Source organism: Tenacibaculum gallaicum, from assembly GCF_003387615.1.
In the GTDB taxonomy this organism is placed as follows: domain Bacteria; phylum Bacteroidota; class Bacteroidia; order Flavobacteriales; family Flavobacteriaceae; genus Polaribacter; species Polaribacter gallaicus.
On record NZ_QUNS01000010.1, the window covers coordinates 14382 to 29119 of the forward strand.

Here is a 14738-nt window from a genome sequence, read left to right on the forward strand (position 1 = left end):
TTATTAGCAAGAGATTTCTCGCTATAACTCGAAATGACAATTATGCCAATTCTAGAGCTATTTCTATCATTTCTTTAAAAGTTTGTTCTCTTTCATCTGCGGTAGTTCTCTCTCCTGTAACTAAACTATCTGAAATCGTTAAGATGGACAACGCATTTACTTTATGTTTAGCTGCAACCGTGTACAATCCGTTGGTTTCCATTTCAACACACAACACCCCATACGCTGACCATTTTTTATAGCTTTCAAATTCATCGGCATAGAATTCATCTGAACTTAAAATATTTCCTGCTTTTAATGGAATTCCTTTTTCTTTTGCTGCATCAACTGCTTTTTGAAACAACTCAAAACTTGCTGTTGGCGCAAAATCAGCCCCATTAAAACGGATGGTATTTAATCCTGAGTTAGTAGATGCCGCCATAGCAATAACAATATCACGGATTTTAACTTCTTTTTGATAAGAGCCTGCAGACCCTACTCTTATTAAGTTTTTAACTCCATATTCATTAATTAATTCATGAGCATAAATTAATGCAGAAGGAATTCCCATTCCTGTTCCTTGAACAGAAATTTGTTTTCCATGATATGTTCCTGTGAATCCTAACATACCTCGAACATCATTATAACAAACTGGATTTTCTAAAAATGTTTCTGCTATCCATTTTGCACGCATAGGATCGCCTGGTAATAAAACAGTTTCTGCTATTTCTCCTTTTTTTGCTTCTATATGTATGCTCATTTTAATATTGATTTTTATCTGAAACACTACTAGTTACTAAAGAAACTCCAGAAGAAGTTCCTAAACGTGTTACTCCCATTTCTATATACTTCTTAGCTGTTTCTATGTCTCTAATACCTCCTGCTGCTTTTATCTGAACTTTCCCATCTACAACACTATCCATTATTTCTACATCTTTAAATGTAGCTCCTCCTGTACCAAATCCTGTCGATGTTTTTACATAATCAGCACCGGCTTCTACCGCTAATTCACTTGCTACTTTAATTTGCTCTTTAGATAAGTAACAGTTTTCAAAAATTACTTTTAATATGTTTTCTCCTATTTCTTCTTTAATTAATCGAATTTCTTTTTCTACATAATTCTCATCACCATCTAACAACTTACCTATATTGATAACCATATCAATTTCTGAAGCCCCCTTTTTTATACAATCTTTAGCTTCAAAAACTTTAGCTTTAGTTGTCATTGCTCCTAATGGGAAACCTATTACTGCTGCTACTTTTACATCTGAACCTTGTAATTCTTTGGTCGCTAATTCTACATTACATCCATTTACACAAACTGCATAAAAGTTATATTCTTTAGCTTCATTACACAACTTAACAATATCTGCTTTTGTTGCTGTTGCTTTTAGTAATGTATGGTCTATGTATTTATTAATATTCATCTTTTACTCTTTTTAAAGTATCTAATTTTGATAACGATAACCTTACAACACTTTCTTCAATAGCTGATAAATTATGTACTATTTGTGGGTTTAACGAAATTATATCTCCTGTGACCATTTGTTTTATTTCACCTGCAACTCCAAAATCTATACTTCCTTTTACTACTTGAACTATAATTGCAAATGGGGCTTGGTGATCTTCCATTATTTGCCCTTTTTTAAATACTACTCGTATTTCTTTTGAAAAATCTGTATCTAATAACAGGGATACTGCTGGTTTAAGTTCATTAAACTTTATATCTTTTAAAAATGAGGCTACTTTCATAATTTTTTATTTAATTTTTCTTCCTAATATATTGGTGGCTATCGTTGTAAATATTACTACACTGATTGAACTTAACGGCATTAAAACAGCTGCTATTACAGGCATTAACTGTCCTGTTACTGCAAAATAAAGTCCAACAACATTATACATTAAAGATAATAAAAAACAATATTTTATAATTTTTAGCGCCTTTTTTGATGCTTTAATGTAATTTCCTATTTCACTAAATTTTGTAGCATCTAAAATAGCATCGCATGCAGGTGAAAAGACATTGATATTTTCTGATAATGCTACTCCTACATTACTTTGTGCTAGTGCTCCTGCATCGTTTAATCCATCACCAATCATCAATACACTTTTATTTTTCTCTTGTAGCTCTTCTACGTAGTGTAACTTATCTTGTGGTTTTTGATTGAATAAAAATGTAATTTCCTTTGGTAACAATTCTTCCAAAAACTTCTTTTCTCCTTCATTATCTCCTGAAACTACCGATAAATCATATTTTTTACTTAGATCAGAAAACAAGCCTTCAACTCCTTTTCTATAGGCATTCTTGAATATGTACTTTCCTTTGTAATTATTATTTACACTAATATGAACCGAAGTATCAAGGTTTGATTGCCCTTCTACATTTTTTACAAAAGAAGACGAACCTATTTTTATAGTGGTTTGTTGATAGCTTGCTTCAATTCCTTTTCCTACATGTTCTTGATAACCTTCAACAGGTAACATTTCTTCTTTTAATGAAGTATATAACATTCTACTCAACGGGTGATTTGATGCTCGTAATGAACTTTTTAAAATCGATTTCTGAGTTTCACTTAAACCTTCCCCTTCATACGTTATCGTGTTTTCTTTATTGGTAGTAAGTGTACCTGTTTTATCAAAAATAACAGAATTTATAGCTGCTAACTGTTCTACTACAGTCGCGTTTTTTAAGTAGAATTTCTTTCTTCCAAAAATTCGTAAGATATTTCCTAAAGTAAACGGTGCTGCTAATGCAATAGCACACGGACATGCTATGATTAATACTGACGTAAATACATTTAATGCCAAGCTTGAATCGTGATACAGCCAAAATGCTGTAGACAAAAACGCTATAGATAATACGATTATCGTAAAGTTTTTACTAATTTTATCGGTTAATGTTTTAAATGATGAGTTTTTATCTTTCTGAAATATATCGTTACTCCACAACTGTGTTAAATAACTTTGTGAAACCGAAGCTAGCACCTCCATTTCTATACTTCCTGACAGTTGTTTTCCTCCTGCAAATAACTTATCTCCTGACTTTTTATTTACAGGAACTTCTTCACCTGTAACAAAGCTATAATCTATTTTTGCTTCTCCGCTAATTAAAATTCCATCAACAGGGATTAACTCTTGATTCCTTATTAGTAATCTATCTCCTTTTGTAACGTCATATATTTGTGTGTTTTCCTCCTTCCCTTCAATAGTTATCTTGGTTACCGCTATTGGGAAGTATGACTTATAATCGCGTTCAAATGAAAGAAAGTTATAGGTCTTTTGCTGAAAAAACTTTCCTAGTAATAAAAAGAAAACGAGTCCTGTTAAACTATCAAAAAAGCCTGTTCCTAAGTCAAGAACTATTTCTGCTGTACTACGTATAAACAGTACTAAAATTCCTAAAGCAATTGGAACATCAATATTTAAAATTTTTGAACGAAGTCCTTTATATGCTGAAATGAAATAATCTTGTCCTGCATAAAAAACTACAGGAAGTGAAAATGCGAACATTAACCAACGGAAGATTCCTTTGTATTGTTCTAACCAGTATTCAGACACTTCAAAATACTCTGGAAATGACAAGAACATCACATTTCCAAAAGCAAACCCAGCTATTCCTAACTTATAAATTAGGCTACGATCTACTTTCTTTTTACCAACCTCATAATCTTCTAAACTTATATAAGGTTCGTAACCAATAGAGCTTAATAGTAATACGATCTCTTTAAGTGATGTTTTTTCAGAATTATAAGTAATTCGAACTGTTTTCTTCGGAAAGTTAACCTGTGATGAAGATATTTTCTTTTGTAATTTATGTAGATTTTCTAACACCCAAATGCATGAGCTACAGTGTATGTGTGGAATGTATAAATTTATTACCTGTACATTACCGTCGTTAAACTCTACTAATTTATCTACAATAAGTTCGTTATCCAAGAAATCATACTTTCCTTGTATCTCTTCAGGTATTGCTCCTGGGTTGTTTTGAAAATCGTAATAACAAGTTAAATCGTTTTCTGAAAAAATTTCATAAACTGTTTTACATCCATTACAGCAGAAAAATTTATCTTCTATTGTAATTGTTTTTGTATTGCACTCGTTACCACAATGAAAACATGTTGTGCTTTCCATATTTACTCTTTTGCCTTGTACAAATGTCCGATAAGATTACAAATTAAAACATGATAATTATCAGCTTTTCCGTATATTTGAGTAGCAAAAAAAAGGCATATTATGAGCAAATGTGAACAGTGTATTATTCGACAATTCAACTCTTTAAAAGCCTTGACTAAAGATGAATTAGTAAGAATCTCTGGGTGCAAAACTTCTAAAATAATTAAAAAGGGAGAGACTCTTTTTAATGAAGGAGAGTACATTAATGGTGTTTTTTGTGTTAAGGACGGTGTTTGTAAAGTATCTAAAATGAGTGATAATGGTAGAGATCAAATTATTCATTTAATTAGAAAAGGAGATATTTTAGGTGAACGTAGTTTAATAAACAATGAAGCTTCGAATTTAAAGGCCATTGCCGTGAATGATATGGAAGTTTGTTTTATCCCTAAAGAAGAAATTCTCAGAGATTTAGAAAACAATTCTAACTTTTCTATGGATGTTTTGAAAAAAATGGCTAATTCTTTAAAGAAAGCTGACGGTGTTATTGTTGATATGGCTCAAAAAACTGTAAAACAACGTTTAGCTGCTACTCTCTTACTATTGGACACTAAGTTTGATAAAAACGAAAATGGTTCTATAAACATTAATTTATCAAGAGAAGATATTGCTAATATTATAGGTACAGCAACTGAAAGTGCTATCCGTTTACTTTCTGAGTTTAAAAAGAAAAAACTAATCGATTTAAAAGGGAAAGAAATATTTATTACTGATATAAAAGCTCTAAAAGAGCTTTCGGAAGGTTTCTAACCTTTCTTTATATTATTACAAAAAAAATCGTCTATTCAGACGATTTTTTTACTTTAAGCTTCACCAGTAGTACCTCCAAAATTCATTGGAATTGGTGGTTGCTCATAATCTTTTATTTCACCGTGAGCTTGTTCAAACTTACGAATATTGTCTACTAATGCTTTTGATAAGCGTTTAGCATGTTGTGGTGTTAAAATTATTCTTGATTTTACTTTTGCTTTTGGAACTCCAGGCATAATATTAATAAAATCTACTATAAACTCTGAAACCGAATGGTTTATAATAGCTAAATTACTATAGGTTCCTTCTGCTATTTCTTGATCTAATTCTATATTTAATTGTGGGTCTTTATTATTATCTTCCATAATTAAGTCTTACTATTATTTAGTTAAAAAATAAGGGTTTAGAGTTCTAAGAACTCTAAACCCTTGATATTATTTATAAACTTAAGTTTTTATAAACTTTGTTCAATCTCATCCTTAGGTCCAACTACTATGTCTTCGTAAGCTCTCATTCCTGTACCAGCTGGTATACGTTTACCAACAATTACATTTTCTTTTAATCCTTCTAAGGTATCAATTTTACCGTTTACAGCGGCTTCATTTAATACTTTAGTTGTTTCCTGGAATGATGCAGCTGAGATAAATGACTTCGTTTGTAACGATGCTCTTGTAATACCTTGTAATACTTGCTCAGCTGTTGCTGGTTGTGCATCACGTGCTACTACTAAGTCTTTGTCTTCTCTACGTAATAACGAGTTTTCATCTCTTAATTGACGAGCTGAAACTATTTGTCCTGCCTTTAAATTTGTAGAATCTCCAGCATCTTCAACAACTTTCATTCCGTAAATAGCATCATTTTCTTTGATGAAATCAATTTTATGAACTAATTGATTTTCTAAGAATAAAGTATCTCCTGAATCAATAATTCTAACTTTACGCATCATTTGACGTACTACTACTTCGAAATGCTTATCGTTAATCTTCACCCCTTGTAAACGATATACTTCTTGAATTTCGTTTACTAAGTACTCTTGTACTGCTGAAGGTCCTTTAATATTTAAGATATCTATTGGAGTAATTGCTCCATCAGATAACGGCATTCCTGCTTTAATAAAGTCGTTTTCTTGAACTAAGATTTGATTAGATAACTTAATTAAGTACTTCTTAATCTCTCCAGTTTTAGATTCGATAATAATTTCACGATTACCACGCTTAATCTTACCAAATGATACAACTCCATCAATTTGTGCTACTACAGCTGGATTAGAAGGGTTACGCGCTTCGAATAACTCTGTTACACGTGGTAAACCTCCTGTAATATCTCCTGCTTTACCAGACTTACGAGGAATCTTAACTAAAGTTTTACCTGATTCTACTTTATCTCCATCACTTACCATTAAGTGTGCTCCTACAGGTAAACTGTACGAACGTAACGCGTTACCATCAGCATCTTCAATAATTAATGAAGGAATAATCTTCTTATTCTTAGAATCTGTAATTACTTTTTCTTGGAATCCTGTTTGTTCATCAACTTCTACAGAGAAGTTAATTCCTTGCTCTAAGTTATCAAACTTAACTTTTCCTCCAAACTCAGAAACAATAACACCGTTAAATGGATCCCATTGACATACTGCATCACCTTTCTTAATGGTCTTTCTATCTTTATCAAAAAGAATAATAGAACCATAAGGAATAATGTTAGTACTTAATACAATTCCTGTTTTCTTATCTGTAATCTTAATCTCTGCTGTACGAGAAATTACGATTTCTACTTCTTCTCCTGCTGAATCTTTACCTTTTACAGTACGTAAATCATCAATTGATACAGAACCGTCGAATTTAGCGATTAACTTATTATCTTCTGAAATGTTTCCTGCTACCCCTCCAACGTGGAATGTACGTAATGTTAACTGTGTACCAGGCTCTCCAATAGATTGTGCTGCAATTACACCAACTGCTTCACCTCTTTGAACTTTTTTACCTGTTGATAAACTTTGTCCGTAACATTTTTCACAGATTCCTCTTTCAGATTCACATGTTAATGCTGAACGTACTTCAACCTTATCTATTCCTGAAGCTTGTATTTTATCAGCTAAGACTGGTGTTATTAACTCTCCTGCTTCAACTAATAATTCGTCAGAAATAGGCGCGTAAACATCATATAATGATGTACGTCCTGAAATTCTTTCGCTTAAAGGTTCAACGATTTCATCGTTTTTCTTTAACGCAGACACTTCTAATCCTCTTAATGTACCACAATCTACTTCGTTAACAATAACATCTTGTGATACGTCTACTAAACGACGTGTTAAATAACCTGCATCGGCTGTTTTTAATGCCGTATCGGCAAGACCTTTACGTGCACCGTGCGTTGAGATAAAGTATTCTAAAATTGATAAACCTTCTTTAAAGTTCGATAAAATTGGGTTTTCAATAATTTCTCCACCTCCAGCAGTCGATTTTTTAGGTTTCGCCATTAATCCACGCATACCTGTTAACTGACGAATCTGCTCTTTAGATCCACGCGCTCCAGAATCTAACATCATAAATACTGAGTTAAACCCTTGTTGATCTTCACGTAAACGCTTCATCGATAATTCAGTTAACCTGTTGTTGGTAGATCCCCAAACATCAATTACCTGGTTATAACGCTCTTTTTGTGTTAACATACCCATGTTATAGTTCATAACAATTCCGTCCACTTCTTTATTAGCTTCAGCAATCATGGTATGTTTTTCCTCTGGAATAATAATATCTCCTAACGAGAACGATAAACCTCCTTGGAAGGCAAACGTATATCCCATCCCTTTAATGGCATCTAAAAATTTACCTATTGATGGAATATCTGTTACTTTTAAAATATTACCTATAATTCCACGTAACGATTTTTTTGTTAATACCTCATTAATATACCCTGCTTGTTCTGGTACTACTTCATTAAATAATACTCTACCTACAGTAGTTTCAATTAATTGAGTTACTAACTCACCGTTTTCGTTGAAATCTTTAGTTCTTACTTTTATTCCAGCATTTAAGTCTACCTGATCTTCGTTATAAGCAATAGTTACTTCTTCTGGAGAATAGAAAGTTAATCCTTCACCTTTAATTGGCACTTCTGGAGTTGACTTTCTTTCTTTTGTCATATAGTATAACCCTAAAACCATATCCTGAGACGGTACCGTAATTGGTGCTCCGTTTGCAGGGTTTAAAATATTATGAGAAGCTAACATTAATAATTGCGCTTCTAAAATAGCTTCTGGTCCTAATGGTAAGTGAACCGCCATTTGATCCCCATCAAAATCGGCGTTGAATGCCGTACATACTAATGGATGTAAACGAATTGCTTTTCCTTCAATTAATTTTGGTTGGAAAGCTTGGATACCTAAACGGTGTAAGGTAGGAGCACGGTTTAATAAAACTGGGTGTCCTTTAATTACATTTTCTAAAATATCCCAAACAACTGGTTCTTTTCTATCAATTATTTTCTTTGCAGATTTTACTGTCTTAACAATTCCTCTTTCGATTAACTTACGAATAACGAAAGGCTTGTATAATTCAGCTGCCATATCTTTTGGCAATCCACATTCATATAATTTTAATTCTGGTCCAACTACAATTACCGAACGTGCAGAATAATCAACACGCTTACCTAATAAGTTTTGACGGAAACGCCCTTGTTTACCTTTTAAACTATCAGATAATGATTTTAATGGTCTGTTAGACTCTGTTTTTACTGCTGATGATTTACGTGTGTTATCAAATAATGAATCTACTGATTCTTGTAACATACGCTTTTCGTTACGTAGAATTACCTCTGGTGCTTTAATTTCCATTAATCGCTTTAAACGATTGTTACGGATAATTACACGACGGTATAAGTCATTTAAATCAGAAGTTGCAAAACGACCTCCATCTAATGGTACTAATGGACGTAATTCTGGTGGAATTACCGGAACTACTTTCATTATCATCCATTCTGGATTGTTTTCTCTATTCTTTTGAGAATCTCTGAATGCTTCAACAACATTTAAACGCTTTAGTGCTTCGTTTTTACGTTGTTTAGAAGTTTCAGTATTTGCTTTATGACGTAACTGATATGATAATTCGTCTAAATCGATTCTCTCTAATAAATCGATTAAACAGTCTGCTCCCATTTTAGCGATGAACTTATTAGGATCAGAATCTTCTAAATACATATTCTCTTGTGGAAGCTCATCTACGATATCTAAATATTCTTCCTCAGTTAAGAAGTCCATTTTTTGTAATGGTTCTCCTTCAGTATTTTTAGCGATACCTGGTTGAATTACTACATAACGTTCGTAGTAAATAATCATATCTAACTTCTTAGATGGTAACCCTAAAAGGTATCCCATTTTGTTAGGTAATGATCTAAAATACCAAATATGTGCTACAGGTACTACTAAGTTAATATGACCTACTCTATCTCTACGTACTTTCTTCTCAGTAACTTCAACACCACAACGGTCACAAACGATACCTTTATATCGAATTCTTTTATATTTACCACACGCACACTCATAGTCTTTTACAGGACCAAAGATACGCTCACAAAATAACCCATCTCTTTCTGGTTTATGCGTACGGTAGTTAATAGTTTCTGGTTTTAACACCTCTCCTTTAGAAGCCTCTAAAATAGACTCAGGTGATGCTAAACCTATTGAAATTTTGTTAAACTTCTTAACAGTGTATTTTTCGTTTTTTCTTGCCATGATAATGGATTCGAATTAAAAATAAGTGTCTTATAATAAGACTGATATTGAAAAAATGATTTGCCTCAGAGCTTTCGCTCTGAGACATTTCACTGTGATTATTCTTCTAGTTTAACGTCTAATCCTAAACCTTTAAGTTCATGCATTAATACGTTAAATGATTCTGGTAAACCTGGTTCTGGCATTGCTTCTCCTTTAACGATAGACTCGTAAGTTTTTGCTCTACCTAATACGTCATCAGACTTCACAGTTAAGATTTCTCGTAAGATACTTGATGCACCATATGCTTCAAGTGCCCAAACTTCCATCTCACCAAAACGCTGACCACCAAACTGAGCTTTACCTCCTAATGGTTGCTGAGTAATTAATGAGTATGGTCCGATAGAACGTGCGTGCATCTTATCTTCAATCATGTGACCTAACTTAATCATATAAATCACTCCAACTGTTGCAGGTTGGTCAAAACGTTTACCTGTACCTCCATCATATAAATATGTATGTCCGTAACGAGGTATTCCTGCTTCATCAGTTAAAGCATTAATTTGATCAATTTTTGCTCCATCAAAAATAGGTGTCGCATATTTTTGATCTAATTTTTGACCTGCCCATCCAAGAACTGTTTCATAAATCTGACCAATGTTCATACGAGATGGTACCCCTAATGGATTTAATACGATATCTACTGGTGTTCCGTCTTCTAAGAAAGGCATATCTTCTTGACGTACAATACGTGCTACAATACCTTTGTTTCCGTGACGTCCTGCCATCTTATCTCCTACTTTTAATTTACGTTTCTTAGCAACATAAATTTTAGCAAGTTTTAAGATTCCTGCTGGTAATTCGTCTCCCACAGAAATTGTAAATTTCTCACGACGTAAAACTCCTTGTAAATCGTTAACTTTAATTTTATAGTTGTGAACTAATTCAACAACCAAAGAATTTAAATCTTTATCAGTAGTCCAAGTTCCATGTAAATGTGTAAAATCTTCAACAGAGTTTAACATTTTTTGTGTAAACTTCTTACCTTTTGGTAATACTTCTTCTCCTAAATCATTGAATACTCCTTGAGAAGTTTTACCAGACACTAAGTTGAATAATTTTTCAACTAAAACATCTTTTAACTCTTCAAACTTAGACACATAAGATGCTTCTAAAGCTGCAATAGCTTCTTTATCACGAGCACGCTTATTCTTGTCTTTTACTGCGCGTTTGAATAGTTTTTTATTAATTACAACACCTCTTAACGATGGAGAAGCTTTTAATGATGCATCTTTTACATCACCAGCTTTATCACCAAAGATTGCACGTAATAATTTTTCTTCAGGAGTTGGATCAGATTCTCCTTTTGGTGTAATCTTACCAATTAAGATATCACCTGGATTTACTTCTGCCCCAATACGAATCATTCCGTTTTCATCTAAGTCTTTTGTAGCCTCTTCTGAAACATTAGGGATATCGTTTGTTAATTCTTCTGCTCCTAATTTCGTATCACGAACATCTAATGAGTATTCGTCAATATGAATAGAAGTAAAAATATCTTCACGAACTACTTTTTCAGAAATCACAATCGCATCCTCAAAGTTATACCCTTTCCAAGGCATAAAGGCTACTTTCATGTTTCTACCTAAAGCTAATTCTCCTTTTTGTGTTGCATATCCTTCACAAAGTACTTGTCCTTCTTCAACTCTATCACCTACTTTAACAATTGGTTTTAAGTTAATGTTAGTACCTTGGTTAGTTTTTCTAAACTTAATTAAGTTATACGATTTTTCATCAGAATCAAAGCTTACCATACGCTCATCTTCAGTTCTATCGTACTTAATTGTAATTTTATTGGCATCTACATACTCTACGACTCCTGCTCCTTCAGCATTAATTAAGATACGAGAGTCTTTTGCTACCCTACGCTCTAAACCTGTACCAACAATAGGAGATTCTGGACGTAATAATGGAACTGCCTGACGCATCATGTTCGATCCCATTAATGCACGGTTCGCATCATCATGCTCTAAGAAAGGAATTAACGATGCTGAGATCGAAGCAATTTGATTTGGAGCAACGTCCATATAATTAATTGCTTCTGGGCTTTCAACTGGGAAATCACCTTCTTCACGGGCAATAACTCTATCACGTTCTATCTTACCATCTTTTGCAATTGGTAAGTTAGATTGTGCAATCTTCATTCCTTCCTCCTCCTCTGCACTTAAGTAAATAGGATCTTCACCTAAAACTGTACCATCTTCAACTTTTTTATATGGTGTTTCGATGAATCCCATATAGTTTACTTTCGCGTAAACTGCTAAAGAAGATATAAGTCCAATGTTTGGTCCTTCAGGAGTTTCAATCGGACATAAACGACCATAGTGTGTATAGTGAACATCACGAACCTCAAAACCTGCTCTTTCACGTGATAAACCTCCAGGTCCTAAAGCTGATAAACGACGCTTGTGAGTAATCTCTGCTAATGGATTTGTTTGATCCATAAACTGAGATAACTGGTTCGTACCAAAGAAAGAGTTAATTACTGATGATAAAGTTTTCGCATTAATTAAGTCTATTGGAGTAAATACTTCGTTATCACGAACATTCATTCTTTCACGAATAGTACGCGCCATACGAGCTAAACCTACACCAAATTGTCCTGCTAATTGCTCTCCAACAGTTCTAACACGACGGTTAGATAAGTGATCGATATCATCTACTTCAGCTTTTGAATTGATTAACTCAATTAAATACTTGATAATAGTAATGATATCGTTCTTAGTTAATACTTTTTGATCTAAATCTTCATTTAACTGAAGTTTAGTATTCATTCTAAAACGTCCTACCTCACCTAAACTATAACGTTGTTCTGAGAAGAATAACTTTTCAATAATTCCTCTTGCAGTTTCCTCGTCTGGCGGTTCAGCATTACGTAACTGTCTATATACGTGCTCTACAGCTTCTTTTTCAGAGTTTGTAGGGTCTTTTTGTAATGTGTTATGGATGATGGCATAATCTGCTTGTAAGTTGTCTTCTTTATGCAATAAGACAGTCTTAGCTCCTGCTTCGATTATTTCATCAATATGTTCTTTTTCTATAATTGTATCACGGTCGAAAATAATCTCGTTACGCTCAATAGATACAACTTCTCCTGTATCTTCATCTACGAAATCTTCATGCCAAGTTTTTAATACTCTTGCTGCTAATTTACGCCCTAATACTTTCTTTAATCCAGCTTTAGAAACTTTTACCTCTTCTGCTAAATCAAAGATTTCTAAAATATCTTTATCTCTTTCAAAACCTATGGCTCTGAATAACGTTGTTACTGGTAATTTTTTCTTTCTATCAATATAAGCATACATTACTTGATTGATATCAGTAGCAAATTCAATCCAAGAACCTTTAAATGGTATAACTCTTGCAGAGTATAACTTAGTTCCGTTTGCGTGAAATGATTGCCCAAAAAATACACCTGGTGAACGGTGTAATTGTGACACAACTACTCTTTCTGCACCATTAATGATAAAGGTACCAGAGTTTGTCATATAAGGAATTGTACCTAAGTACACGTCTTGAACGATTGTTTCAAAATCTTCGTGTTCTGGGTCAGTACAATATAATTTTAAACGTGCTTTTAGAGGTACACTGTGAGTTAATCCACGTTCTATACATTCTTGAATACTATATCTTGGTGGATCTACAAAGTAGTCTAAAAATTCTAATACGAATTGATTACGTGTATCTGTAATCGGGAAGTTATCCATGAAAGTTTTATACAAACCTTCTTCTCCTCGCTCTTCAGCTTTAGTTTGCAATTGGAAGAAATCTTGGAAAGATTTTACCTGAATATCTAAAAAATCTGGATAATCAGTCCCTAACTGCGATGACGCGAAGTTAATTCTTTCAGTAGTATTTATCGTTGCCAAAAGAGATGCTATTTTTAATTAAAAATATTATTTTTGAAACTCATTTGTTTCAATACTGCAATTTTAATTGCTGTTACTGATTAAAAATCAGCACTTTATAATCGTAAAATCACAATTAAAAACATTGTGACAAATAAAGAACGAATATATACACAAAATGGTTTAGGACTAAAAACATTAGTTTTTAGTACCTAAACCTTTATTGTTTTTTCCCGTTTTTTATAAATCGGGAGTATAGCTTACTTAAGCTCTACCTCAGCTCCTGCTTCTTCTAAAGATGCTTTAAGACCTTCTGCCTCATCTTTAGATATAGCTTCTTTAATTGGTGCTGGTGCGCTATCTACAATACCTTTAGCTTCTTTTAATCCTAATCCAGTTAATTCTTTAACTAATTTTACAACTGCTAATTTAGAACCTCCTGCTGCTTTTAAGATTACATCAAACTCAGTTTGTTCTTCAGCTGCATCTCCTCCACCTGCTGCTGCTCCTGCTACTGCTACTGCAGCTGCAGCTGGCTCAATACCATACTCTTCTTTTAAAATATCAGCTAATTCATTAACTTCTTTTACTGTTAAGTTAACTAATTGTTCTGCGAAATCTTTTAAATCTGCCATTTTAATTGTTTTTTTAAAATTTTATTTATTTAGTTTATTAGTGCGCGTAATTATTTCTCTGATAAAGTTTGTAAGATACCTGATAACTTACCACCACCTGATTGTAATGCTGAAACAACATTCTTCGCAGGAGATTGTAATAAGGTAATAATATCTCCAATAAGTTCTTCTCTAGACTTAATGTTAACAAGAGCGTCTAATTGGTCATCACCAACATAAACTTCTTCTTGAACAAATGCCCCTTTTAATAAAGGTTTGTCTGATTTTTTTCTGAACTCTTTGATAACTTTTGCTGGCGCATTTGCTGCCTCAGCAATTAACATTGAAGTATTTCCTTTTAATACATCTGGTAACTCTCCAAAATCTTTATCAGAAGCTTCCATTGCTTTTGAAAGCAATGTGTTCTTTACAACAGCCAATTGTACGTTTGCTTTAAAACAAGCTCTACGTAAGTTAGATGTAGTAGTAGCATCTAATCCAGAAATATCTGCTAAATAGATGGTACTTGTATCTGCTAATTGTGCTGTTAAATCTTGTATTACTTGTGATTTTTCCTCTCTAGTCATAATTAAAAAGTTTTAACTG

Annotated in this window: 10 protein-coding genes; 1 reads left to right on the forward strand and 9 read right to left on the reverse strand. The window is 33.1% G+C overall.

Annotated features, from left to right (window positions below):
* Window positions 1-40 precede the first annotated feature (40 nt).
* Genes deoD through C7448_RS14155 form a run of 4 tightly spaced genes read right to left on the reverse strand, consistent with a single transcriptional unit; the run spans window position 41 to window position 4110 of the window.
* Window positions 41-739, reverse strand: coding sequence for a purine-nucleoside phosphorylase (deoD, locus tag C7448_RS14140; protein ID WP_115902070.1), 699 nt, complete (start codon window positions 737-739; stop codon window positions 41-43).
* A 1-nt stretch (window position 740) separates the two neighbouring features.
* Entirely contained in the window at window positions 741-1406 is a 666-nt protein-coding gene (deoC, locus tag C7448_RS14145; RefSeq protein WP_115902071.1) for a deoxyribose-phosphate aldolase, read from the reverse strand.
* Entirely contained in the window at window positions 1396-1731 is a 336-nt protein-coding gene (locus C7448_RS14150) for an AraC family ligand binding domain-containing protein (RefSeq protein WP_115902072.1), read from the reverse strand. Before C7448_RS14150 ends, deoC begins: the two co-directional genes overlap by 11 nt.
* 6 nt (window positions 1732-1737) lie before the next feature.
* Entirely contained in the window at window positions 1738-4110 is a 2373-nt protein-coding gene (locus C7448_RS14155) for a heavy metal translocating P-type ATPase (protein ID WP_115902073.1), read from the reverse strand.
* Window positions 4111-4212: 102 nt separating this feature from the next.
* Between C7448_RS14155 and C7448_RS14160 the strand changes: the two genes are divergently transcribed.
* A complete protein-coding gene (locus C7448_RS14160; RefSeq protein ID WP_115902074.1) occupies window positions 4213-4899 on the forward strand; it encodes a Crp/Fnr family transcriptional regulator in 687 nt (228 codons plus the stop codon).
* A gap of 53 nt (window positions 4900-4952) precedes the next feature.
* On the opposite strand, the gene C7448_RS14165 is transcribed toward C7448_RS14160, so the two are convergent.
* From C7448_RS14165 to rplJ, 5 genes are all read right to left on the reverse strand, one after another.
* The gene (locus C7448_RS14165) at window positions 4953-5264 is read right to left on the reverse strand and encodes a DUF3467 domain-containing protein (RefSeq protein ID WP_115902075.1); all 312 of its coding nucleotides are present in this window, start codon (window positions 5262-5264) and stop codon (window positions 4953-4955) included.
* Window positions 5265-5353: 89 nt separating this feature from the next.
* Window positions 5354-9631: a DNA-directed RNA polymerase subunit beta' gene (gene rpoC, locus C7448_RS14170; RefSeq protein ID WP_115902076.1), complete on the reverse strand. Its 4278-nt coding sequence runs from the start codon at window positions 9629-9631 to the stop codon at window positions 5354-5356.
* A gap of 98 nt (window positions 9632-9729) precedes the next feature.
* Window positions 9730-13539, reverse strand: coding sequence for a DNA-directed RNA polymerase subunit beta (rpoB, locus tag C7448_RS14175; protein ID WP_115902077.1), 3810 nt, complete (start codon window positions 13537-13539; stop codon window positions 9730-9732).
* Between the two features lie 239 nt (window positions 13540-13778).
* Window positions 13779-14153 (reverse strand): 50S ribosomal protein L7/L12, encoded by a 375-nt coding sequence (gene rplL / locus C7448_RS14180; RefSeq protein ID WP_115902078.1) that lies wholly within the window; start codon window positions 14151-14153, stop codon window positions 13779-13781.
* 50 nt (window positions 14154-14203) lie between these two features.
* Window positions 14204-14719: a 50S ribosomal protein L10 gene (rplJ, locus tag C7448_RS14185; RefSeq protein WP_115902079.1), complete on the reverse strand. Its 516-nt coding sequence runs from the start codon at window positions 14717-14719 to the stop codon at window positions 14204-14206.
* Between the last annotated feature and the right edge of the window lie 19 nt (window positions 14720-14738).